At 71.1% G+C, this 21,084-nt stretch carries 17 protein-coding genes and 1 pseudogene; 17 read left to right on the forward strand and 1 reads right to left on the reverse strand.

Annotation, left to right across the window (positions count from 1 at the left end):
- The first annotated feature begins 139 nt into the window (after positions 1-139).
- From IF55_RS03145 to IF55_RS03175, 7 genes are all read left to right on the forward strand, one after another.
- Entirely contained in the window at positions 140-1,429 is a 1,290-nt protein-coding gene (locus tag IF55_RS03145) for a DegT/DnrJ/EryC1/StrS aminotransferase family protein (protein WP_030874684.1), read from the forward strand.
- A 103-nt stretch (positions 1,430-1,532) separates the two neighbouring features.
- Positions 1,533-2,327: a histidinol-phosphatase gene (gene hisN / locus IF55_RS03150; protein WP_030874682.1), complete on the forward strand. Its 795-nt coding sequence runs from the start codon at positions 1,533-1,535 to the stop codon at positions 2,325-2,327.
- A gap of 122 nt (positions 2,328-2,449) precedes the next feature.
- Positions 2,450-3,004 (forward strand): RNA polymerase sigma factor, encoded by a 555-nt coding sequence (locus IF55_RS03155; RefSeq protein ID WP_398244403.1) that lies wholly within the window; start codon positions 2,450-2,452, stop codon positions 3,002-3,004.
- Between the two features lie 155 nt (positions 3,005-3,159).
- Positions 3,160-3,951 (forward strand): zf-HC2 domain-containing protein, encoded by a 792-nt coding sequence (locus tag IF55_RS03160; RefSeq protein ID WP_030874678.1) that lies wholly within the window; start codon positions 3,160-3,162, stop codon positions 3,949-3,951.
- Positions 3,952-3,971: 20 nt separating this feature from the next.
- A complete protein-coding gene (locus IF55_RS03165; protein ID WP_030874675.1) occupies positions 3,972-4,781 on the forward strand; it encodes an ABC transporter ATP-binding protein in 810 nt (269 codons plus the stop codon).
- The gene (locus tag IF55_RS03170) at positions 4,778-6,160 is read left to right on the forward strand and encodes an ABC transporter permease (RefSeq protein ID WP_030874673.1); all 1,383 of its coding nucleotides are present in this window, start codon (positions 4,778-4,780) and stop codon (positions 6,158-6,160) included. The genes IF55_RS03165 and IF55_RS03170 overlap by 4 nt, the downstream gene beginning before the upstream one ends.
- Positions 6,157-6,771, forward strand: a complete 615-nt coding sequence (locus IF55_RS03175; protein ID WP_030874670.1) for a hypothetical protein — start codon at positions 6,157-6,159, stop codon at positions 6,769-6,771. The genes IF55_RS03170 and IF55_RS03175 overlap by 4 nt, the downstream gene beginning before the upstream one ends.
- 48 nt (positions 6,772-6,819) lie before the next feature.
- On the opposite strand, the gene IF55_RS03180 is transcribed toward IF55_RS03175, so the two are convergent.
- On the reverse strand, positions 6,820-8,118 hold the full coding sequence (locus IF55_RS03180; protein ID WP_048831479.1) for a phosphatidylserine decarboxylase family protein: 1,299 nt from the start codon (positions 8,116-8,118) through the stop codon (positions 6,820-6,822).
- Positions 8,119-8,452: 334 nt separating this feature from the next.
- On the opposite strand from IF55_RS03180, the gene IF55_RS36185 reads away from it, so the two are divergent.
- From IF55_RS36185 to IF55_RS03225, 10 genes and pseudogenes are all read left to right on the forward strand, one after another.
- The gene (locus tag IF55_RS36185; RefSeq protein ID WP_063763846.1) at positions 8,453-8,953 is read left to right on the forward strand and encodes a ricin-type beta-trefoil lectin domain protein; all 501 of its coding nucleotides are present in this window, start codon (positions 8,453-8,455) and stop codon (positions 8,951-8,953) included.
- Between the two features lie 334 nt (positions 8,954-9,287).
- Positions 9,288-10,061 carry a hypothetical protein gene (locus IF55_RS03190; protein ID WP_030874662.1) on the forward strand — a complete coding sequence of 258 codons (774 nt, stop codon included), beginning with the start codon at positions 9,288-9,290 and terminating at the stop codon, positions 10,059-10,061.
- Between the two features lie 599 nt (positions 10,062-10,660).
- The gene (locus IF55_RS03195; protein ID WP_048831480.1) at positions 10,661-10,933 is read left to right on the forward strand and encodes an acyl carrier protein; all 273 of its coding nucleotides are present in this window, start codon (positions 10,661-10,663) and stop codon (positions 10,931-10,933) included.
- Between the two features lie 26 nt (positions 10,934-10,959).
- Entirely contained in the window at positions 10,960-11,994 is a 1,035-nt protein-coding gene (locus tag IF55_RS03200; protein WP_030874657.1) for a ketoacyl-ACP synthase III family protein, read from the forward strand.
- 1 nt (position 11,995) lies between these two features.
- Positions 11,996-13,309 carry an acyl-CoA dehydrogenase family protein gene (locus IF55_RS03205; RefSeq protein ID WP_037962344.1) on the forward strand — a complete coding sequence of 438 codons (1,314 nt, stop codon included), beginning with the start codon at positions 11,996-11,998 and terminating at the stop codon, positions 13,307-13,309.
- A gap of 17 nt (positions 13,310-13,326) precedes the next feature.
- Positions 13,327-14,790 carry an amino acid adenylation domain-containing protein gene (locus IF55_RS03210; RefSeq protein WP_037962342.1) on the forward strand — a complete coding sequence of 488 codons (1,464 nt, stop codon included), beginning with the start codon at positions 13,327-13,329 and terminating at the stop codon, positions 14,788-14,790.
- A gap of 113 nt (positions 14,791-14,903) precedes the next feature.
- Entirely contained in the window at positions 14,904-15,626 is a 723-nt protein-coding gene (locus IF55_RS03215; protein ID WP_030874652.1) for a class I SAM-dependent methyltransferase, read from the forward strand.
- Between the two features lie 299 nt (positions 15,627-15,925).
- Positions 15,926-16,036, forward strand: a pseudogene (locus tag IF55_RS41405) (HipA family kinase); the annotation flags it as partial.
- 809 nt (positions 16,037-16,845) lie between these two features.
- The gene (locus IF55_RS03220; protein ID WP_030874650.1) at positions 16,846-17,880 is read left to right on the forward strand and encodes an ArsR/SmtB family transcription factor; all 1,035 of its coding nucleotides are present in this window, start codon (positions 16,846-16,848) and stop codon (positions 17,878-17,880) included.
- Positions 17,881-17,971: 91 nt separating this feature from the next.
- Positions 17,972-20,992 carry a hypothetical protein gene (locus IF55_RS03225; RefSeq protein ID WP_030874648.1) on the forward strand — a complete coding sequence of 1,007 codons (3,021 nt, stop codon included), beginning with the start codon at positions 17,972-17,974 and terminating at the stop codon, positions 20,990-20,992.
- The last annotated feature ends 92 nt before the right edge of the window (positions 20,993-21,084 follow it).

Consider the following 21,084-nt stretch of genomic DNA (forward strand, 5'->3'; position numbering starts at 1 on the left):
TACGAGGCCGACGCCCCCCGTACGAGCCCGGCACCCGCCGTACGAGCCCGCCACCCGCCGCACGGGCGCGGTCGGCCGTACGGGCAACGAGGCGCCCGGCCCCGCCTCCCCAGCCCACCCGCGAACGCAGGAAGGACATATGACCAGCGACGAACGACTCGCCCTCCTCGGAGGCGCACCCGTCATCGAACAGCCGCTGCCGCACGAGGTCTGGCCGCCCCCCGCCGACCAGACGGAGCTGTCCGAACTGGCCGGGCAGCGGAACACCGACATCTCCATCAAGGGCAACAGCGGCCCCATCGGCCGGCTGGAGGCCGACTTCCTCGCGTTCCTCGACAACCGGGCCCGCTTCGCGGTCACCTTCAACTCCGGCACCAGCGCCCTCCTCGCCGCCTACTTCGCGCTCGGCGTCCGCGAAGGCGTGGACGTCGTGGGGCCGGCGCTCACCTACCACGCGGCGCTGAGCCCCGTCTTCGCGCTCCGCGGCGACGTCGTCCTGGCCGACATCGACCCTGCCACCCGCGGCCTGGACCCCGCCGCGCTCCAAGCCGCGATCACCGAGCACACCAAGATCGTCACGGTCGTCCACCAATGGGGCCACCCCTGCGACATGGACGCCATCCTGCGGATCGCCGAACGCCACGGGCTGCGCGTCCTGGAGGACTGCTCCCACGCCCACGGCAGCCACTACAAGGGCAGGCCCGTCGGCACCTTCGGCGACGCCGCCGTCTTCTCCCTCCAGGCCAACAAGGCCATTTACGCGGGGGAGGGCGGCATCCTCGTCACGAGCGACCCCGGCGTGCACGACCGCGCCACCCTCCTCGGGCACTACCGGGACCGTTCCCGCGACAGCGTCCTCGACGAGGGCCTGCGCGCGCACTGGGTCACCGGCTACGGGCTCAAGCTGCGCATGTCGCCGTTCAACGCCATCGTCGCCCGGCACGCGCTCGCCGCGTTCCCGGCCCGCAAGGAAGCCCGCCACCGCTGTCTGCGCTACTTCGGCGAGCAACTGCGCGACGTGCCCTACCTGGAGCCGGTCCACGTCGCCGACCACGTCGACATGGGCGCCTGGTACGGCTACAAGCCGCTCTACCGGACCGAGGCGCTGGGCGGCGTCCCGCGCTCCGTGCTCATCGACGCGCTGCGCGCCGAAGGCATGGAGGTGGGCGCCCCCTCCGGCCCCCGGCTGTCGACCCTGCCGCTCTACGCCCGCCCGGAGAACCCCCTCTTTCCCGGAACGCCCAAGAAACGCGCCGCGCCACGGGCCGGCTCGCACGCCGAACACGTCGAGCGGCACGCCCTGTCCCTGCCCACCTTCACCAACTGGCCCGAGGACATGAAACTCATCGACCAGTACGCCGAGGCCTTCCGCAAGGTCGACCGGCACTGCGACGCGCTCGTACGGTACGCGGTCGAATCGCGCCGATGACGGTACGCGGCCGACTCGGCCACCGCCGGCCCGGCCCCGGCACTCTGCCCGCACCGCCGGGGGCCGGGCCCCGAAACCTACGACGCGTGCAGTGAGGCGCTCCATGTCACGACAGGCCGACCTCGAACTGGCCCTGCGGCTCGGCGACATCGCCGACAGCATCACCGGCCGCCGCTTCGGCGCCCGCGACCTGCGGGTCCGGGAGAAGCTGGACCGTACGCCCGTGACCGACGCGGACACCGCCGTCGAGACGGCCGTACGCGAGGCGCTGCGGTCCGACCGCCCGGAGGACGCCTTCGCGGGGGAGGAGACCGGCGGCTCCGTCACCGCCGGCCGCACATGGATGGTCGACCCCATCGACGGCACCAAGAACTTCCTGCGCGGGGTGCCGGTGTGGGCCACGCTGATCGCCCTGCTGGAGGACGGCCGGCCCACCGTCGGCGTGATCAGCGCCCCCGCCCTGCGCAGCCGCTGGTGGGCGGCGGCCGGGCAGGGCGCCTGGCTGCGGCGCGGCGCGGCCGACAGCGCCGCCGTGCCCCTGCGGGTCTCCGCCCACACCCGCCTCGACCACGCCTATCTGTCCACCACCAGCACCCGCACCTGGGACGCCTTCCACTCCCGGGCGGCCTATCTGCGCCTGGCCGAGGAATGCTGGGAGGACCGCGCCTTCGGAGACTTCCTCCAGCACTGCATGGTCGCCGAGGGAACCCTCGACATCGCCGCCGAACCGGTCGTGAACCCCTGGGACATCACCGCCGTCCAGATCCTCGTGACGGAAGCCGGCGGCGTCTGCACCGATCTCCTGGGCGCCTCGCCCCGAGGCGGCACCGGAGCCCTGTCCGCCAACCCGCGGTTGCACCAACTCGCCCTGACCGTCCTGGCGGCCCCGCGTCCGTGACGGCCCATCACACCGTCCCGTAGCAGGGAAGGCGACCGCGCAGGGACCAGAGGCATGTGACCGGCATCACTCCCAGGTGAAAACCTCGCCGACGGCGCGGGCGTCTAGGGGGTGTGAGATCAGTGAGGAAAGACCCGGGCGGCGAGGTGGACGAGGAACGGCTCGTCCGGCTCGTGGCCAGGGGCGACCGCGCCGCGTTCGAGGAGCTGTACCGGCGCACCGCCCCATGGATGGCCGTACGGCTGCGCCGCCGCTGCGCGGACGAGCAGATCGTCGCCGAGGTCATGCAGGAGACCTATCTGGCCGTGTGGCGCGCGGCGGGCGCGTTCGCCGGAGCGGCGGTGGGCGGCAGCGCCGTCGGCTGGCTGTGGACGATCGCGGCACGCCGCCTCGTCGACGCCTTCCGGCGCAGGGCCCACCACGCCGACCCGCCGTCGGCCGCCGCGCTCCCGGGAGCCGCGCCCGCCGCCGAGGACGAGGCGCTGGCGTCGACCGTCGGCGGTGACGTCGGCGACGCCCTGCGGCGACTGGCGCCCGAACTCGGGCAGGTGCTCCAGGCCATGGTGGTCGACGGGCTGACGGTCAGGGAGACCGCGGCCCTGCTCGGCGTGCCCGAGGGCACGGTCAAGACCCGCGCCCGCCGGGCCCGGATCGCGATGCGGAAGGCGCTGACATGAGTGGTGCGGACAGGGGCGCCGGGAGCGCCGACACGAGCGGTGCTGACATGAGTGGTGCCGGCACGAGCGCCGGAAGCGCTGACAGGAGGGCCGGCTCGCGGGCGGGCTTGAGCGCCGGCGGCGCCGACACGGCGGGCGGCCACGCCTCGATGCGGATGATCGACGATTACGCGCGCGGCGACACCGGCATGGCCACCGACGAGGTATGGGCCCTGGAGACCCACCTGGAGACGTGCCCCGTGTGCCGGGAGCGACTGGCGGTCGCCGCCACCACCCGGGCGCCCGCCGTCACAGCGCTGGTCGACGCCGTCTGGTCGGACCTCGAACCCCGCCTCGCGGCCACCGCCACCGCCCCCCGCCGGCGGCGCCGGCCCGCCTGGCTGTCCGGATGGCTGGCGCCCGCGGCGGTGCCGTGGCTGGCCACCGCCGTGAGTGTGACCGTGCTCGCACTGCTGCTGGACCTGGCCGACATCCGCCTCGGCGGGGTGTCGCTGGTCCTGCTGCTCGCCCCGGTCCTGCCCGTACTCGGCGTCGCGGCGTCCTGGTCGCGCGGCCTGGACCCGGCGTACGAGCTGACCACCGCGGCCCCCAGAGCCGGCCTCCACCTCGTGCTGCGGCGCACCGCGGCCGTGCTCGCCGTGGTCGTACCCGCGCTGCTGGTGTGCGGATGGGTGACCGGCGTGATGGTGGCCCAGGGGCTGCTGCCCTGCCTGGCCTTCACCTCGGCCACCCTGGCGCTCGGCGGCGTCATCGGGATGACCCGCGCCGCGCTCGCCCTGGTGGGCGCGTGGGCCGCGGCCGTCGTCGCGCCCGCCGTCGCCGTCAGCCACGCACCCTTGGCGCTCCGGCCGGACGGTCTGCCCGTGTGGGGGCTGGTCCTCGTGCTCGGCGCCGCCGTCGTCACCGCCCGCAGGGGCGCGTACACCGTGCTGGGAGCCCGACGTTGAACCTCGGAAAGGAACGACACATGACGCGCGCGGTGAGCGCGGCCGACCTCGCACCCACGACGTACGCCTGGCAGATCCGGGCCACCGGGCTGAAGGTCAGGGTCGGCGGGAACCGGATGGCCGTCGACGGGCTCGACCTGTCGCTGGGCACGGGCGTGCACGGCCTCCTCGGCCCCAACGGCGCCGGCAAGACCACCCTCATCCGGGCCCTGGCCACGGTGGTGCGGCCCACCGCGGGCAGCCTGGAACTGCTCGGCGAGTCCGCCGGCGGCAGGGGCGAACACCGGGCGCTGCGCCGCCGGATCGGCTACCTGCCGCAGGAGTTCGGCTACTACAAGCGCTTCACGGTGCGCGAGTTCGTCGAGTACATGGCCTGGCTCAAGGAGGTACCCAAGGCGGACGTGCCCGGGGCCGTACAGCGCGCCGTGGAGCGCGTGGGCCTGGCGGACCGCGCCGACGACCGGATGAAGGCGCTGTCCGGCGGCATGGTGCGGCGCGTCGGCATCGCCCAGGCCATCGTCAATGACCCGGCCGTCCTGCTGCTGGACGAGCCGACGGTCGGTCTGGATCCGGCGCAGCGGCTGCGCTTTCGCGAACTGCTCCAGGAACTGGGCCGGGACACCTGCGTGGTCGTCTCCACCCACCTGGTGGAGGACGTCGCCGCGGCCTGCACCGACGTGGTGCTCTTCGCCGAGGGGCGGCTCGTCTTCCAGGGCACGCCGGACGAACTGGCCGCGGCGGGCGGCCCCGAGCACGTGGGCGACAGCCCGCTGGAACGCGGCTACTCGGCGCTGCTCGCCGGCTCCGGCCGGGAAAGGGGAAGCTGGTGAACGGCCGCGTCGCACGCATCGAACTGCGGAGGTCCGTCGCCCCCTGGGCCGGGGCCCTCGTCCCGGTGTTCGCGCTCGCGCTCCTCTACCTGATCCCCGGCCCGTGGGCCTGGGACACCGTGCGGTGGACGGAGCAGTGGACGTCCCTGGCCATGTGGACCCGCTCCCTGCTGGTCTTCCTGTGGCCGCTGGTCCTGGGGCTCGGCGCGCTCCAGGGGCTGCGCGACCACCGCTCCGCCATGGGCGAACTGCTGACGAGCACGCCGCGGCCCGCCTGGCACCGCGCGGCGACCCTGGCGGGCACGATCGCGCTCACCCTGGTCGCCGGCTTCGCCCTGCTCCTCGTCGTGGGCGGGGCCCAGGTTCTCGCCGGCGGCGCGTACCAGCACCTCGGCTGGCTGCCGATCTCGCTCGTCGCGGCCCTCGCCCTGATCGCGGCGGCCGTGCTGGGCATGGGGCTCGGCCGGACGCTGCCGTCCCCGCTCACCCCGCCCGCGCTGACGGTCGCCGCCTTCGTGTTCACCAACCTCCTGCGCACGGCGGAGGGACCGGCGATCCCCAGCCCCGCCGCGCCGAACCGGCTCGTGCTCCTCTCCCCGGCCGTCTCCCAGGTGCGCGAGGTGCTGCTCACCCTCTCCGCCCCCGTACACCTCGGCCAGACGCTCTGGCTGCTGGGCCTGGCCGCGACGGGCTTCGCGCTGCTGGCCGCCGCGACCAGGCGCGGCCGGCTGCTCGCCGTAGCGCCCGTCCTGGCCGGGTCCGTGCTCGCCCTGCTCGTGCTGCCCTCCGACCCGCGCCGCACCTACGTCGTCGACACGGCCGCCGCCGCCATGGTCTGCGAGGGCCGGGTGTGCGTGACGAAGCTGCACGAGGCGCGGCTCCACGACCTCGCGGGCCCCGGCGAGAAGGCGCTGCGCCTGCTGCACGGCGCCTTGGGCGCCCGGGCGCCCGTCGAGATCCGGGAGAGCACCGGCCTGCGGGACCTCCTCGACACGCCCGAACGGTCCCGTACGGCCGTACTCGTCGACTTCGGCGACGGCGCCATCGGCAAGGCCAAGGGCGAGGAACTGACCCGGGCCCTGCTCGGTCAGGGCCTGGCACCGGCCTGCGCGCCCCGCAGCGAGCGCGAGGGCGGCTCGATGTCGGACATCGTCGCGCAGGACATCGCGGCGGCCTGGGTCCTCGGCGACCTCAAGCCGCTCCCCGGCACGGCCCAGGACCCCGACCGGCAGACCGCGCGCGCCCTCCCCGTCTGGAAGCGGTTCCGGGCCCTGCCGCCGGCCGAACAGCGCGCACGGATCGACGCCGTGCACGAGGCCGCGCTCGCCTGCGGCGACAGCGGCGCGCTCGACCAGTTGCCCGGGGGTGCGTCCCGGTGAGATGGCTGACGCTGTACTCCCGTTCGCGCCAGATGCCCGCGTCGTTCGCCGCGACGGTGATCGCCGCCGTGGGGATGTGGGCCCTCGGGCGGGGCGGCGGGGGATCGGGGGCGGCCTCGGCTTCAGGCTCGGGCCCGGGCGATCCCCAGTTCGCCGCGCTCGCCCTCACCGCGGGCGTGGCGGCGGCCTCCGTCGGCCTCGGCGGCCAGGACCTCGCCCTGGACCGTACGGCCGCGATCCGCTGGGTGCCCCGCCGCGCGGCACACGTGCTGCTCGCGGCCGCCGTCGTGGCGGCCGTGGCGCTGGCCGTACGGACCTTGGGCGACGAGATGGCCGGCACCGAGTTCATCGTCCGGGACAGCGCCGGCCTGATGGGCCTCGCCGCCCTCGGAGCGGCGGCCTGCGGGGGAGCGTACGCCTGGACCCTCCCGGTCCTCTGGACCGCCGTCGGCCTCTTCGTCCCGCCCCCGACGAACACCCCGACACGCGTCGCCGCCTGGCTGCTGCTGCCCCCCGGCACCCCGACGGCCACCTGGACCGCCCTGACCCTGACCGCGACGGGCACCGCGGCCTACGCCCTCGCGGGCCCGCGGGGCCGGCACGTCGCGTGAACCGGACGGCGGGCTTCGAGCGGTGGGCCGGTCATCCTCCAGGGCGCTTTACCGCAGGGTCGCCAACTTGGCGTTGACCTTGATGACCCTGGGGTGGTCCCGGTCGATTTTCTTGGCCTCAGGAACGAAATTCAGCTTGACGGAGGGCCCGAAGACGAGGCAGTGCGATGAGCCGCCGTACTGGAACATGCCCAGCTCCTGGCCCTTCCGCACGGTGTCGCCAGGCTTGACCGAGAGGACACAGGACGAGACCTCGGCCATGCCGATGGCGACGAAACACAGCGTGCCGAGCTTGTTGTTGTCGGCTTCGATGAAGATGAGGACGCGGGTGCCGACGTGCGAGATATACCCCTGCGAAATGTCCGGCGCCGCGGGATCGCAGAGGGAGGAGGGCGCCTCTGCGTAGTACGCGCCGGGGATCTGGCGGCATGCCCTGATCTTGCCCTTCACAGGGCTGTGCCACCGGTGATAGGCGAGTGCGCTCAGGAAACCCTGGTAGACCGTGCCGTCCACATAGTCCTCGGCCTTCGGCTCGTCCGCCCCCCTGTGGGCGGTGTCGAGCAGGTGCGCGAGGGAATACGGCTGGCCCTTGATCGAGAAGTGCCGGTGGAGCTGCACTTTCTCGCTCAGGCGGTAGGGGAACGCCTCGCAGGCACTGACGACGACATCGTCTCCGTCGGCGACGGGACGGGGGTCGGGCGCCTCCTTCCTGATTTTGCGGGTGAAGAAATCGTTCCACGAAGTGAACCCGTAGTAGGCGTCCTCCGGCTTGCAATCGAAGAGATCCTCGAACTTCTTGCCCGGGTCGGCCATGGCTTTCAGCGCTTCAGGGGTGAGCCACTTTCTCCTCTTGAGTTCCTCTTTGGACTTGTTCGACTTGAGGTACTTCGCCCACTCGTTGAGCACCACTTTGAGCTGCTTGTTCACGTCCTTGTTCAAGAAGGCGGCGAACCCGGCCTGGGTTCCCATGGCCCAGTTCAGAATGACGTTGATCGGGAACCCGATGAGACCTGCCGAGTTGCTGGACCCCGGAGGGATGAACTCCGGTGTCGTTCTGATGATCGCGTCCAGCAGGTGCAGCATCTGCTTGAACGACTTGACCTGCGGGTATCCGGTCGGGGTCTCCTTCAGGGACAGTTGCTCGAACATGTCCGTGAAGAGGACGTAGACCTCGGGATTGTCGTAGACGAATTTCTCGAAGTCCTTGACCACTTTGGCGTGTCCCGGGGCCCCGCCAGTGCGCTGCTCTTCTTCGGTCTGCTCGATGAGGTCGTCGAGCCACCGCGCCAGGAATACCTGATCCTCGGGCAGCCAGCGTCCCGTCTGCTTGACCACATCAGTCGCCATGATGAAACTCCTTTGTCGGACCATCGACTTGACTGCCGGGTCCCGGGACCGTTTTGACCGGGGCACCCGGGTGCAGACTGGCACAAAGGCGCGTCAAATGGACGGACCCCGCAGCGCGGTGGAGGTGGCGGCACTTGTGGTCGGCGCGCCCCCGTTCACTACCCATGTGACGAATAACCGGTACGGGTGGCGTTCCTGATCATGCCTGGTTGCGGGCCCGCCGCCGCTGCCAACGTCGTCGGCGGGCGGGAAGCCCCGGACCGCTGCCGGGCCGGGGCGACGTACGGTGCGCAGACGGCGCTCCGCGGCCCGCCGCGTATGAGGGAGAAGCGTCATGAAGAAGACCGCCGCCTGGGCTGCCGCCGCGATGATGGCCGGGGCCCTGCTCACCGCGACGGGTTCGGCTCAGGCCGAGGCGTCGACGGGGAGCGTGCGAGCCGTGGACACCGCCCACTCGTCGAAGCGCGTGGCCGGGCGCTACTGCCTCGCGAACGACTGGGGCACTTCCAGGGTGTCCGCGAAGCCGTGCAACCCCTCTGACCAGGGCCAGCAGTGGGTGGTCTCGGGCCATCAGATCGCCCTGGCCCACGCCCGCGCCTACTGCCTGGCCAACACCTGGGAGACTCCGGAGGTCGCCGTCAAGCCGTGCAGCTCCGGCGACCAGGGGCAGTACTGGAACGTCTCGGGGCAGCAGGTCTCCCTCAACTTCGCCCCCGCGTACTGCCTGGCCAACGCCTGGGGGACGCCGGCCGTCTCCACCAAGCCGTGCGCCGCGTCCGACAACGGGCAGCACTGGGTGATCTTCAACGACCAGATCAGCCTCGCGCTCGCCTGACGCTCTGACGCTCTGATGCCCTGACGCCGTGGCGCCCTGAGGCATTGAGCCCCTGACACCGCGGCGTCCTGACGCCCTGTCACCGTGCCCGCCCCGGCAGACCTCGGGCGGGCACGGCCGACAACGACAGAAACGCACGTTGCTCGGCCGACCGGCCGACCGGCCGGCAGACGGATGGCCGCGAGCCTCGCCCACGTCGTGGCGGGGCGGTCCTCGACTGATCGCCGGAGCCCCTGTGCGGTGGCGTCGATACGGTGGCAGCGCGCCGGGAAGTCGCAGGTAAAGTAGGGATCTTCGGCTGGCGTGAGCCCCGGAGCCCTCGAAAGCGAACGCTGTGACGCAACCTTTCCAGCAGACGGCCGCACGACGCCGTCTGGACGATGCCCTGGACCACCTGGCCGTCGTATTCCGTGGGATGACGGCCCACCCCGACGAGCACAACTGCGAGTGCCACTGGGGGAGCGAGGAAGACCTCGCGCTGCTGAAGACGCCGGACACGGAACTGAGCGCCGACCTGCTGCGCCGTACGTGGCAGGCCACCGACTGGGAATACGAGGCACCTGTACTGCGCCGCGTCCTGCCCCAGTTCGCGTCCGCTCTCACCCGCGGTCTCATCGAGCCCTTCTGGGGCATGCACGAGGTGGGGCTCAAGTTCCACCGCGCCAAGTGGGAGCAGTGGCCTGCCGAACAGGCCGCAGCGGTACAGGAATTCCTGGGCGCCTGGTGGGACGTCACGCTCATCGATCCGGAACCCGCTGTGTCCGCGGACGAGGTATTCGCCTTGTGTGCGGAGGCCACCGGCATGCTCGGCCCCTGGCTTCGCGCCTGGGAGAGGCACGATCACGGTACGGCCGACCAGCACCTGGCCCGGGCCGTGGGCTCCTGGGAGTACGACCTCTTGGACGACCAACTCCCCTGGGACACCTGGCACAACGCGGACGATATGCGCGACGAGTTGACGAGCTGGCTTCTGCGCCACGCCTCCGCCCGGCTCCGGGCCCACGGCGCCCCTTCGGAACTCCTCCACCGGATACGGCTCTTCGGCCTCAGCGGCCTCGACCGCTGGGAGGACCCGCACTACCCGCGCTGGCCCGGACCCCGCTGCTGAGCACCTGAACCGCGCGAAACCACCGGTCCGTATCGACGACACCCATACGCCGCCGCCGGCTGGCTCCCATTTCTGGCCGGATTCCTCAGGGTCGGGGCCGGAACGCGCGGGCGTGAGAAAAATTTCACTGCCGAGCGATGTTTCGCATTCCGCCGTTCAGGTTTCCTGCCGTCCGATGGGTCGTGAAAGAGCGGTGAATGGGCGATGAGAAGGCGTTGCAGGGGCGAAGGGAGGCCGAAGAGCGGGCGAAGGGCGGAGGACGGGCGGGCGATGAGCGGGGGTGGGCGGAGAGTGGGCGGGGAGTGGGCAGGGAATGGGCGATGGAGTGGTGTTTGGAATCGGGCGGTGTGGAGCCGATTGCGCCTCGAATTGCTTGGTGCCGGCCGTCCTTGACAGGGGATTGGGCCGGTAGGCAGACTGCTTCGCATCTGAGATCGATTCGCCCAGCCGGATAGCGCGTCACTCGCGCGAGTCCGGTCTTCGAGTGCGCAGTGCGCCGTTCCCCGGAATGTTCGCGCCATTTTTTCGGGGCCGGCCCGATATCCCCCTTGTCGTCGCGCGGGCCGTTGGTGGCCCGCTGCCAGCAGGCTGGAGATAAAGTGTCTGACATCGAACGCGCGGACCTGCTCGAAAAGCTCATCGGTTTTGTCCGGGACGACCTGCTGAACGGGCAGGCGGGCGCCGAATTGACGCCGACCACCCCGCTGCTGGAGTGGGGGGTGCTCGACTCCATAAAGACGGCGCGGCTGCTCGCCTTCATACGCGATGACATCGGGGTGCGGGTGCCGCCGAAGAAGATGGTCGGAGACCACTTCAAGGACCTGGAACACGTGACGGATCTGGTGCTGGAACTCCAGCAGCCGGTCGGCTGACCCGACACGTCGAGAGGTTTCCTTCCGTGAAAACGAAAGACGTGTTCGTCGGCGGCCTCGGCGTCTATGTGCCGGAGAAGATGAGTATGGAGACGGCGGTGGCGGAGGGGATGATCGACGCCGCCGCCGCGAAGGAGTACGACTTCGCCGGCATCGCGGTGGCCGGTGAGACGCCGGCCCCCGACATGGCCCTGCACGCGGTGCGCGAGGCGCTGCACCGCTCCGGCAAGGACCAGTCCGCGCTGGGGATGCTGCTGTACGCCAGCGTCTGGTACCAGGGCCCGGACGGCTGGTGCCCGCAGTACTACATCCAGCGGCACGCGGTCGGCGGCAACGTGGTGGCGGCCGAGGTACGGCAGGGGTGCATGGGCATGTTCAGCGCCCTGGAACTCGCGGCCGGCTATCTGATGGGCGTACCGGAGCGCGACTCCGCGGTCATCACGAGCGCCGACAACTTCAATTCGCCGCGCATCGACCGCTTACGTTTCAGCCCGCACTTCCCCATGGCGGACGCGGGCTGCGCCGTGGTGCTCAGCAGGACCCCGGGATTCGCCCGGCTCGAATCCGTCAACGCGGTCACCCTGCCCGAATATGAGGGAATGCACCGCAGCGGTGAGCCGATGTTCCCGCCGGGGGAGACCCTCGGGCGACCGCTGAACTTCGCGGCCACCAAGAAGCACTGGATGGAGAACGCGGAACAGCCGCCCGGCGGCCCGCTTCCCATCATCGCGGCCCAGGACGAACTGGTGAACCGCACGCTGGAGGAATCCGGAATCGGCATCGACGACGTCACCAAGGTCGCCTATGTCAACGGATCGCGCGGACGGGTCGAGGGCCGGGGCATGATTCCGCTCGGACTGCCCATGAGCCGGTCGACGTGGGATTTCAGCCGCACCATCGGCCACGCCGGCGCGAGCGACCAGTTCATCTCGCTGGAACACCTCGTCAGGACCGGGGAACTGGGTCCGGGCGACCATTTCCTCATGCTCGGAGTCGGTCCGGGATTCAACATCGCATGTGCGGTCTTCAGCATCCTCGAACGTCCTTCGTGGGCGGAATGACATGGAATTCGGCTGGAATACCGAGCAACGGGCCCGGTACGCCACGACCCTGGCCGGGGTGCGCGCCGCATTCCCGCTGGACCGGGAGCGGGACGAGCGACCCTTCACTCGGGAGGACTGGCTGCGACTGGGAAAACTCGGCGTACTGGGCGCGAGCGTTCCGGAGCGATTCGGAGGCGGCGGACTCGGCGCCCTCGACACCGCCCGCGTGATCGAGGCGGTGGGTGAGGGCTGCTCCAGCACGGGGCTGGTCTTCGCCGCCGCCGCCCACCAGTTCGCCTGCGCCAGACCGATCCTGGACTTCGCCGAACCGGCCGTACAGGAAAGGCTGCTGCCCGGCATCTGCTCCGGGGCCCTGATCGCGGGCAACGCCATGACCGAGGCCGACGCGGGCTCCGACGTCTCCCGGCTCGCCGTCACCGCCACCCCGACGGACGGCGGTTACGTTCTCGACGGCACCAAGTCCTTCGTGAGCAACGGCCCCGTCGCCGACGTCTACGTCACCTACGCCACCACCGACGCCAAGGCGGCGCACCTGGGCCTGACGGGTTTTGTCGTGGACCGCGACGCACCCGGCGTCGTGGCCGGCCCGCCGTTCGAGAAGACCGGCCTGCTGGGCTGCCCGGCCGGTACGGTCTCCTTCGACGGCTGCTTCGTACCGGATTCCCAGGTCCTGGGCGCCCCCGGGCTGGGCAGCACGGTCTTCCAGACCTCCATGGCCTGGGAGCGGGCCTGCCTGTTCGCGCTCTACCTCGGCGTACAGCAGCGGCTGCTCGACGCCTGTACGGACCATGTGCGCCGGCGTCGCCAGTTCCAGCGGCGGCTGTCGGAGTTCCAGGCGGTCTCCCATCGCCTCGCGGAGATGAAGCTGCGCCTGGAGAGCGGCCGCCTCCTGCTCTACCGCGCCTGCTGGGAACTCGACCGCGAGGTCGGCGGCGACGACGGCGAGTACGGCGGGGACGACCGCGAGTACGACGGGGACGTCCGTAACGACTCCCGCGAGGACGACCGCGAGTACGGCGGGGACGTCCGTGACGACTCCCGCGAGGACGACCGCGACGGCTCCGGCGGCGACGACCGCCACGACCAGGACGAGGGCCGCGAGGACGGCGTCCTGTGGGCGGCGCTGTCGAAGCTGGCGGTCTCGGAGGGCGTACTGGAGACCGCGATGGACGCGGTACGGCTGTTCGGCGCGCGCGGCTATCTGCGGGAGGACGGCATCGAGGCGGCCCTGCGCGACGCGGTGCCCGGCACCCTCTTCTCCGGAACCTCCGACATCCAGCGCGAGATCATCGCCAGGGAGCTGGGCCTGTGAGACTCCATGAACTCCTGATGCGCTCGGCCCGCCGGACCCCGGACGCGCTCGCCGTCGACGACCTCTCCGGCGGCGTCAGCTACCGCGAACTGGACCTGCTGGCCGACGCGTTCGCCGCCGCCCTGCACGCCGCCGGGGTCACCCCCGGCGACCGGGTGGTGATCTGGAGCGGCAAGGACATCGACTCGGTGGCGCTGATGCAGGCCGCCCTGCGGATCGGCGCGGTCTACGTACCGGTCTCGGCGGCCAATCCGCTCGCCCGGCTCGTCCAGATCACCCGGGACTGCCGCCCGGCCCTCGTCGTCGCCGACGCGGACGGGCTGCGCCGCGCCGCCACCGAGAACTGGCCCCGGGGTGACGACGAGCCGAGCATGGTCGGCGCCACCGAACTGCTGGCGGCCCCCGCCCCCTCCGCGCCCCCGATCCACCACGGCACGCCGGACGATGTCGCGTACGTCCTCTACACCTCGGGCTCGACCGGGGTACCGAAGGGCGTCGCGATCAGCCACCGCAACGCGCTGGCGTTCGTCACCTGGGCAGCCGCCGAGACCGGCCTGCGCGCCGCCGACCGGCTCGCCAACCACGCACCGTTCAACTTCGACCTGTCCGTGTTCGACCTGTACGCGGCGTTCCTGGTGGGCGCCTCGGTGCACCTCGTGCCGCCCGGCATGGCGTACGCGCCGGGACTGCTGACCGAGCTGCTGGAGAGCCGGCGGATCACGGTCTGGTACTCGGTGCCTTCCGTCCTCGTGCTGATGCTCCACCAGGGCGGGCTGCTGGACGGCGCCCCGCCGCCCGCCCTGCGGGTCTGCGCCTTCGCCGGCGAGCCCTTCCCTCTGGCGGACGCCCTGCGGCTGCGCGCGGCGTGGCCGGATGTGCGGCTGTTCAACTGGTACGGGCCCACCGAGACCAACGTCTGCACCTCGTACGAGATCACCGCCGACGACCTGGGACGCATCAGCCCCCTGCCCATCGGCGCCCCGTGCGCCGGCGCCGACGTCTGGCTGGAGCCGCGGGACGGGCCGGAGGGCGAGATCACCGTCGCGGGACCCACGGTGATGACCGGGTACTGGGGCGCCGTACCGCACACCGGCCCGTACCGCACCGGCGACATCGGCCGCTACGACGCGCGGGGCAACCTGGAGTACGTGGGCCGCCGCGACCACCTGGTCAAGGTGCGCGGGCACCGCGTCGAACTCGGCGAGATCGAGGCGGCGCTGGACGCCCACGAGGCGATCGGCACGGCGGCCGTCGTCGTCATCGGCTCCGGCCTGAAGGCCCGTATCCACGCGGCCGTGGTGCCCCGCCGCAGCGCGAGCCCGCCGACCCTGCTGAGCGTCAAACGGCACTGCGCGGACCGCCTCCCGCTCTCCATGACGGTCGACGCCCTGCACGTGATGGCGGACCTGCCCCGCACCCCGAACGGCAAGACCGACCGGGCCGCGCTGACGGCCCGGCTGACGACGGCGCCCCGCGGCTGAACCCGTACCGCGACGCCCCGGCACCACCAATCACCCCCGGCACCACCAACCACCCTCGGCCCCAATCACCTGGCGCCGGCCACCGAGCAGACGAGCAGAAGGGAACACGGCACATGACCATGGACCGGGAAGCGCTGTGGGACACGTACTGGGCCGACCTGCCGGAACAGAGCGGCGAGGCGTTCTGGGACTCCGACCCTGCCCACAACGCGGTGCGCCACCTCCCGATGCTGCGGCCCCACTTCGACCCGGCGCTGCCGGTGATGGACCTGGGCTGCGGCAACGGCACCCAGAGCCCCGTACTCGCCGAACACTTCGAGCGGGTCATCGGCGTCGACATCGCCCAGGCCGCGATCGACATGGCATGCCAGAGCAACGCCCGCCCCAATGTCGAGTACTTCCGCTTCGACGTCATGGAGACCGGTGAGGCGCACGCCCTGCACGAGCGCATCGGCGACGTCAACGTCTATATGCGCGCTCTCTTCCACCAACTGCCCTACGACCACCGCGCACCCGCGGTGGAAACGCTGGCGGCGCTCGTCGGCCGGCGCGGCCGCGTGTTCTGCCAGGAACCGACCAAGGTCACCTGGTCCGTGGTGCACCGACTGCTCTTCGAATCCGAGGAATCACTGCCGAAACTGGAACGGCTCTTCAACCAGTTCCAGTTCGGCCTCTCCCCGGGCCAGGAAGTCGACACCGAACTGGAAGACCTCTTCGAAAAGACCGGCTTCGAGATCATCGAAGCCGGCGACATCCACATGCGAACCACCGAAACCCTCGCCGACGGCACCCCCCTAGACCTCTCGACCCGCTACGTCATCGCCCACCTCGCCTGACCACTGTGCCCACCACCGCCCCCGCGCTCCCAGGCGCCCGCTCGCGCTGAGCGTCATGCGCGGTGGTTCGGGCACTCTGCGTCGGCTGTCACGCTCGGTTACTATGCTCACTTCATGCCGGAGGCCGGAGGCAGGGGCTTGCCGCGAGTGACGGGCTGTTCGGGGAGGGGCGGGGAGGCCGGCAGGCTGGACGGGACTCCCCGGCTTCTCCCCAGGGTCGGTCCCGGCGATTCTCCGGTGCTCGGGCCTCCGAAGTCGATCGTCGGTTATTAGGCTGAACACTTATGGAGCCTGGGAAAGTGCTAGAGAAAGTCACGGCCACCCGCTATATCACGCCCTTGCGTGAGGGTGGCTCGCTTCCGGGGCTCGTCGAGGCCGACGACCTGGGTACGTACGTCATGAAGTTGTCCACGTGTTGGCGCTGACCAGCGTCGATGGGGCTGAATCCGTATCTGACCTGCGGAAATGATTCTTTCGGCGTCTTTCGGCATGGTGCTGCGTTACGTAGCCGATTCTCCCCACGCGCTCCCCAGCGCCGTCGATACTCCCCAGATTCTCCCCAGGGAGCGTTGGCGCAGCGGGCTGTGACGGTATGAAGGTCAGCCCATCGGAGGCGCTGCTCGGGGCACACTGAGTGATGCCGTACGCGGGTAAGAGCTGGCTCTACGCCTACGACGACGCCCTGCCGACTTGCTCCGATGGGGCGACCCACGCTCTTCGATCTCCACAAGCCGAACGCCTGGGTGGCGTCCGTCGACGCTCGCGGTTCCGCTCCAAGTGGTGTGGCTGTGCTCGGGGCCGAACGTGGCGTGATGCGTTTCGCTGCTCTGGCTGGGCATTCCTGTCAGCGGTGCCTTTCGGGCTTGGTCGCTTCCGGTGGCGGGAAGCGGGGAGAGGCGATGGACTGCCAGTAGTCCGAGGAGTCGCCGGTTTCGGTAACCGGTCATCGGCGGATACTCTGCCCCGCTCAGCGTTAGAGATGAGTTTGCAACGGGTCCGATCGACATCGTAGGAAGTGATGGTGCGGGCTTCTTCTTCCGGGCTGACTGCCATGGCCGGCGTCGTCGGGGCGCCCGCCATCTGGCCGCGGTGATCGCCGGCCCGGGCCGCTTGGGAGCAACCTTCCCCGGCTCTTCGTCGTCGATCTCTGTGGGACCCGGCGGAGCGAGCGACGGCAGGCTTCGCTGGGTCCGCACGCGCGTCGAACACGGGGGGACGGATGCTGCGGATACATTTCACGGACGCCGACTACGCGGCTGTCGGTCTGTGCGACCACCCGGATGTCATGTGGGAGTCCCTGCTGAGTCTCCACGCTTTGCAACAGCCTGATGCATCAGCGGGGTTCGGGCGCTGGCGGACGGAAGTGGCCAGGGAGCTGGACCCGGTGGCCGTCGGCGGCCTCTTCTCGCTGGCGCCGCCGGTCGGCTACTCGCCGGACTTCCTCACCCCGGCCGGGACCAAGGGCTTCGAACAGGGTCTGGAACGGGTGCTGGCGACACCAGCCCGCCGTATGGCGCGCGAACTCGGTCGGCTCCACCCCGCACGGGCGTCAGCTCCCTACGTACGGAGTCTCGCCGCTGCCGAGTCCAAGGCGCTCCGGCTTTTGCGGGACGCGCTGCACCACTACTACACGACGGCTCTCGCGCCCTACTGGTCGCACATCCGGCAGAGCGTCGGGGCGGAGTCCGCAATGCGGCTGCGGGTGCGCGAGGAGCTCGGGGTGCGGGAGCTGCTGCGGGGCATTCACCCGGCCGTCCGGTTGCAGGAGGACGTCCTCCAGGTGCCGTATCCCGGTCCGGACCGCGATGTCCATCTCCGCGGCCGGGGCCTGTTGCTCATCCCGTCCTTCTTCTGCCGCAAACGCCCCATCTGCCTGCACGACCAGAAGCTGCCGCCGGTTCTCGTCTACCCCTTCGAACGCGAAGCGGACTGGCGTACGCCCACGCGCGCCGACGGCAGCCTCCCCACCCGCGCCCAACTCGCCGCCCTCACCGCCCTGCTGGGGCACACCCGGACCCGCGTCCTCGCGGAGATCGGCTCCGGGTGCACCACGGGCGAGCTGGCGCGGCGGCTGCGCATCTCCGCCGCGGCCGCCAGCGAGCACACGACCGCGCTCCGCCGGGCGGGCCTGGTGTCGACCGTGCGCAGCGGACGTACCGCGCGGCACGCCCTCACCGTCCTCGGCGCGGACCTGCTGCACCAGCGGCACCGGCCGTCCCACCCGCACAACCCTTCGGCCACAGCCGAAACATAGGAAAGCCGGTTGAGCGACCGCCGCCGCGCCGGGACAGTGACCCCGGGGCTGCTCCTGACGAGACGGGACAGCGTGTCGTACGGGGGTTTCCATGCACATGGCCGTCATACGCGTCGGCCGGGTCTGGGCGGCGGTACTCGCCGTTCTGGCCTCGGTCCTCGTCGCCGGGGCGGGGCAGGCGATGGCGGACGACCTTCCGCCGCTGCCGTTGGGCGGCAACTGCAATGTGGCCAGTGAGACCCAGGTCGGTCCCGGCACCATGGACTTCAGACCCACCGCCCTGCAGCCGACACGCATCGAGGCGCCCGGTGGCACGGCCAAGACGAGCATGACGGGCACCCGCACCGAAAGCGTGACGACCACGGCCACGATCAGCGTGAGCGCCAAGCTCTCGGCCGCCGAGGTCGAGGCGTCGGCCTCGACCGGGCGCACGGCCCAGACGAGCCTCACCTACGGGACCGAGGTCCAGCAGAACGTCTCCGTGCGGCCGGGCCAGTACGCCTTGGTCTCCTACGGCGTCTACTTCTGGAAGACCACGTACGCGCGGACGTACACGATCCCCGGGTGCAACAAGGACTCCACCTTCTTTCCGTGGTTCGCCGACTACTCCTACATGCTGGTCCCGATGTACGCCGGCTGGAGGATCGAGTACTTCCCGCCGGGCGGTGGGGGCGGCAGCGGCGGCAACCCGCCCGGTCCTGTCACCGTGCCGACCAAGCCCCAGCTGGTGACGTCGGTGTACGGGTTGCCCGACGGCACCGTGCTCAGCACCAACGACACCCACCGCGTCTACAAGATGGCCGGCGGCGCCCCGATCTGGCAGTCCACCTGCGACGGCGGCCTGTGCCCCGACGCCAGGCCCACCACACAGGCGGTCATCGACGCCGGCCCCTCGGCACCGTCGGACGGCGCCACCGTGCAGGACCAGCAAGGTCAGATCTTCAAGTTCGTCGGCGGCGCACCCGTCCGGCTCGCGACCTGTGACGGGGTCGGCTGCGGCAGCCCCGTGAAGGTGTCCACCTGGAGTGTCGCCGCGCTCGACCACATGCGGCCCGAGCCGTCGGACGGCGCCACCGCCCAGGACCAGCAAGGGCAGATCTTCAAGTTCGTCGGCGGTGCGCCCGTCCACATGGCCACCTGCGACGGCAGCGGCTGCGGCACCCCCGTCAAGCTCTCCACCTGGAGCATCTCGACGCTGGAGCACATGAGAACCGTGCCCGCCGACGGCGCCACCGCGCAGGACCAGCAGGGGCAGATCTTCAAGTTCGTCGGCGGTGCGCCCATTCACATGGCCACCTGCGACGGCAGCGGCTGCGGCAGCCCCGTCAAGGTGTCCACCTGGAGCGTGGCGACGCTCGACCACATGAATCCGGCACCGGTGGACGGTGCCACCGCGCAGGACCAGCAGGGGCAGATCTTCAAGTTCGTCGGCGGCGCACCCGTCCGGCTCGCGACCTGTGACGGGGTCGGCTGCGGCAGCCCCGTGAAGGTGTCCACCTGGAGCATCTCCTCGCTGGAGCACATGCGGCCGTATCCCACGGACGGGACGACGGTACGGGACCAGCAGGGTCAGATCTTCAAGTTCGTCGGCGGCGCGCCCGTCCACATGGCCACCTGCGACCCGGGCTGCGGTGCTCCGATCCCGGTGTCCACCTGGAGCATCTCCCACCTGGACCACATGCTGGCCGTACCGATGGACGGGACGACCGTGTCCACCGAGAACGGGACCGTCTACAAGTTCGCCGCCGGATACCCGTTCCGGCTGTCGGGCTGCTCCTCGGGCTGCGGCTTCCCGGTGCCGGTCACTCAGTGGAGCGTGGACCACCGCGAACACATGGCCGACAAGCCGGTCGATGGCATCAGCCTCGTCGCGGTGGACACCGGCACGCTCTACCGGACGAGCGGCGGGTTCACCGACCCGGTGGGTCCGTGCCCGCAGACCAGCGGCTGCCAGTGGGCGCCGCGTGTCGACCAGTCCTCGGTGGAGTTCCTCACCGACCCCAGCGCCAACCACGGCCCCCTCTACGGCCAGCTCACCCGGTACGTCAACGCCGGCGGCGACCACTACAGCGCCACCGGTTCCGTACCGCCCGGATACCGGGCGGAGGGGGCGCTCGGCCAGCTCGACCTGGTGCAGGAGCCGGGCACGCACCCGCTGTACGCCTGCCAGAACGGCGCGGAGGAGTTCAGCTCGGTCCGCGACGACTGCGAGGGCTCGTCCCGCATCGCCCTGCTCGGCCACCTCTACGACGCCCCCGCCCCCGACGGGCCGCCGATGCTCGCGGTGTACCGCTGCAAGGACGGCACCGCCGGTGAGCACTTCGACTCGACCGACCCGAAGTGCGAGGGCAAGGTCCAGGAGAGCCGGCTCGGCTACACCATCGGCTACGGGGCGCTGACCCGATACGTGCACCAGGGCGCGCCCAGCGACCACTGGACCACCACCCGGGCGGCCGGGGCCGGTTACCGACCCGAGATCGCCATGGGCATGGTGTCCCTGGTCGGCGGTCCAGGAACCCACGCCCTGTACAGCTGCCGCAGCGGCAGCGACGAGTTCACCTCGCTCCAGGCCGACTGCGAGGGCGCGACGAAGCTCGCCGGGATCGGCTGGGCCTGGGACGCGCCGGTCGCGGGGGTGCCGAGCCTGCCGCTGTACCGCTGCCGGATCGCGGGCGGCGAGCACTTCGTCTCGCACGACGCGAAGTGCGAGGGCATGCAGCAGGAGGCCCACCTCGGCTACGTCGTCGCGCGTGCCGCCGTGACCCGCAGCATCCGGGGCAACGACCACGCCGAGGGCACGGCGGCCCTGTCCGCCGGATACCGGGCGGAGGCCGTGCACGGATACCTCTCCCTCGTCGCCGAGCCGGGCACCAGGGCGCTGTACCAGTGCCGCGCGGGCGGGGACGACTTCACCTCGCTCGACTCCTCGTGCGAGGGCCAGACCGTGCAGCGCACCCTCGGCTATCTCTGGAGCGACCCGCCCGCCGGCCGGCCCAGCACCCCGGTCTACCGTTGCAACACCGGCGGCGGGGACCACTTCGACTCGGTGCGCGAGGGCTGCGAGGGGCAGCACGCCGAAGGGATCCAGGGCTATCTGCTGACCACGCCCTGATTCGGTCCGCCCGCACTCGCTCCCCGGCCGGGACCCGTCCCGCCCCCGGACCGTCACCGCATTTGTCCGACACCGACCGCCGTCGTAAGGCA

It is taken from the genome of Streptomyces varsoviensis (assembly GCF_000718635.1).
Lineage (GTDB): Bacteria > Actinomycetota > Actinomycetes > Streptomycetales > Streptomycetaceae > Streptomyces > Streptomyces varsoviensis.

What these genes read in the sequence shown, in the direction of transcription:
- hisN (WP_030874682.1), top strand. Translation starts at nt 1,533, where the DNA reads ATGTCACGACAGGCCGACCTCGAACTGGCCCTGCGGCTCGGCGACATC.
- IF55_RS36185 (WP_063763846.1), top strand. Translation starts at nt 8,453, where the DNA reads ATGAAGAAGACCGCCGCCTGGGCTGCCGCCGCGATGATGGCCGGGGCC.
- IF55_RS03145 (WP_030874684.1), top strand. Translation starts at nt 140, where the DNA reads ATGACCAGCGACGAACGACTCGCCCTCCTCGGAGGCGCACCCGTCATC.
- IF55_RS03220 (WP_030874650.1), top strand. Translation starts at nt 16,846, where the DNA reads ATGCTGCGGATACATTTCACGGACGCCGACTACGCGGCTGTCGGTCTG.
- IF55_RS03215 (WP_030874652.1), top strand. Translation starts at nt 14,904, where the DNA reads ATGACCATGGACCGGGAAGCGCTGTGGGACACGTACTGGGCCGACCTG.
- IF55_RS03165 (WP_030874675.1), top strand. Translation starts at nt 3,972, where the DNA reads ATGACGCGCGCGGTGAGCGCGGCCGACCTCGCACCCACGACGTACGCC.
- IF55_RS03160 (WP_030874678.1), top strand. Translation starts at nt 3,160, where the DNA reads ATGATCGACGATTACGCGCGCGGCGACACCGGCATGGCCACCGACGAG.
- IF55_RS03225 (WP_030874648.1), top strand. Translation starts at nt 17,972, where the DNA reads ATGCACATGGCCGTCATACGCGTCGGCCGGGTCTGGGCGGCGGTACTC.
- IF55_RS03205 (WP_037962344.1), top strand. Translation starts at nt 11,996, where the DNA reads ATGGAATTCGGCTGGAATACCGAGCAACGGGCCCGGTACGCCACGACC.
- IF55_RS03180 (WP_048831479.1), bottom strand. Translation starts at nt 8,118, where the DNA reads ATGGCGACTGATGTGGTCAAGCAGACGGGACGCTGGCTGCCCGAGGAT.
- IF55_RS03210 (WP_037962342.1), top strand. Translation starts at nt 13,327, where the DNA reads ATGCGCTCGGCCCGCCGGACCCCGGACGCGCTCGCCGTCGACGACCTC.